Origin of the sequence: Nostoc sp., from assembly GCF_035638895.1 — a bacterium.
Classification (GTDB): Bacteria; Cyanobacteriota; Cyanobacteriia; order Cyanobacteriales; family Nostocaceae; genus Nostoc.
This window is the reverse complement of record NZ_DASQZC010000683.1, coordinates 1-1,958: the sequence shown is the minus strand read 5'-3', so window position 1 is coordinate 1,958 and position 1,958 is coordinate 1. Positions and strand designations below refer to the sequence as shown.

2 protein-coding genes are annotated in these 1,958 nt (G+C 44.2%); one reads left to right on the top strand and one right to left on the bottom strand.

Translation table 11 applies throughout. The features are described from left to right. The first annotated feature begins 421 nt into the window (after positions 1-421). The gene (locus VE944_RS32095; RefSeq protein ID WP_324987274.1) at positions 422-1,492 is read left to right on the top strand and encodes an LOG family protein; all 1,071 of its coding nucleotides are present in this window, start codon (positions 422-424) and stop codon (positions 1,490-1,492) included. 277 nt (positions 1,493-1,769) lie between these two features. On the opposite strand, the gene VE944_RS32090 is transcribed toward VE944_RS32095, so the two are convergent. Continuing rightward, positions 1,770-1,958, bottom strand: a 189-nt coding sequence (locus VE944_RS32090) for a hypothetical protein (RefSeq protein ID WP_324987271.1), incomplete at its 5' end; no start/stop codon positions are given.

Sequence of the window (1,958 nt, the reverse complement as noted above, 5' to 3'; positions counted from 1 at the left end):
AAATCCTCATACATATAGATTTCTCGTAGGGGCATGGCAATGCCCATTGGTGTCAACTTAAGTAAAAACGCTTATCCCACAGGCGTTTTACCCCACACGCCAGATGCTCCACTTAGGGAGACCCCAAGACCGCACTGGCTTCCCTTAATCCCCTCCCCGTGAATGGGGAGGGGAGGTTTTGTCGCTAGACAAAAGCGGGGTGGGGTTCCGACGACTTAATTGGTAATTGAGTAAGCTTGATATAACGTCATTGCCAGGGTTTTGCGTTAAGTTGACACGTATGGGCAATGCCATGCCCTTACCAGCGTATTTGTATCATTATTAAAGTGAAATGGTATAACCGTACATCAGAACCCTATTCCCGCTTGCTAGAGTGTGAGTAGTTCACGTAAAATATAGTGCCATTGTTGCAGCAGTTCTCATGACCTCATCTGCGTCGTTTGACACATTAGAGTCTTTACAGGCGGATATCGCTGAATTGATCGCTCGCTTACCGACATTAAAAAATCGGCAATTTATTCAGCAAGCCCTTGCTACTATTGTTCGTCTAGCTGATACCGAAATTGAGCGTCTCGATTGGAAAATCTTGTCGGCTGCCTTAGCAGATATGGAGCGCGGTTTTCAGCTTTTCTATGATTACCGACACGTTCGCAAAGTCACCATCTTCGGTTCTGCTCGTCTAGCGCCAGATACACCAGAATACCAAATGGCCCTTGAGTTTGGTCGTGCTGTTTCTCAATTAGGATTTATGGTGATGACCGGCGGTGGCGGTGGAATCATGCAGGCGGGTCATGAAGGGGCTGGTCGAGAAAATTCTTTTGGATTAAACATTCAGTTACCTTTTGAACAGGAAGCGAACCCATTTATAGAAGGTGATCCTAAGCTAGTTCACTTCAAATATTTCTTTACCCGCAAGCTGTTTCTCCTTAAAGAAAGTGATGCTGTAGCCTTGTTTCCAGGAGGCTTTGGCACTCAAGATGAAGCTTTTGAATGCATGACATTAAGCCAGACTGGTAAATTTGGCCCAGTACCTCTAGTTTTAATTGATCGCCCTGGTGGTGATTACTGGCGGTCTTGGAGCGAATATGTTGATAAGCAACTAGTGCAAAATGGTCTTGTCAGCCCTGAAGACCCCAGTCTTTACACGGTGACAGATAACGTGGATGTGGCTTGTGATGCCATTACGCGTTTTTACCAGGTTTATCACTCCTGTCGATATGTCGGTGGAAAGTTAGTCATCCGTCTGAAGACAGATATATCAGATGCTCAGGTAGAGCAACTTAATGCTAATTTCAGCGACATTATTATTCAAGGACGGATTGAAAAAAGTCAGGCATTACCTCAAGAAGCACAAGATGAAACTGTTGAACTACCCCGACTCATTTTGTATTTTAATCAACGCGACTTGGGGCGCTTGTATCAGATGATTGCCACAATTAACCGGATGGGTACTCCTTCAGCAGAGGATGCAGCGCATCCAGAAAGAAAGTAAATATATAACTAATTCGTAATTCCTAATTTGTAATGAGGCTCACGGACTCCTTCTCTCCGAAACGCTAAGAGCGAACGCGCTGCGCTAAAGTAATTTTAGGGTTTGAGTCCCGTATTAAATTCTAAAATTCTTGCTCTATAATTAGTCGGGGTATGAATCCTTAACTAATTCAATTACGAATTACGAATTACGAATTACAAACTATTTTGATAAGACTGCGATCGCTTCATACCTGACGATAAACTTTTCTCATAACTAATTTATATCATTACCTCAGCTAGAGATTTTTTATAAAGAGGACAAGGTGATGGGGAGACAAGGAGACTTGGGGAATTGTCTCCCCATTTCCAAGTCGTGCGGCAACGCCCAAGGGTTTAAGACCCCCACCACTTTTTGGTGGACTTAAATCAGGTGGGGTCTGAATCCCCATCTGAATTCCTCCCCTTGTCCCCTTGTCCCCTTGTCC

Bases quoted from the DNA above. Each gene is read 5' to 3' on its own strand.
- VE944_RS32095 (WP_324987274.1), top strand. From the start codon at position 422: ATGACCTCATCTGCGTCGTTTGACACATTAGAGTCTTTACAGGCGGAT.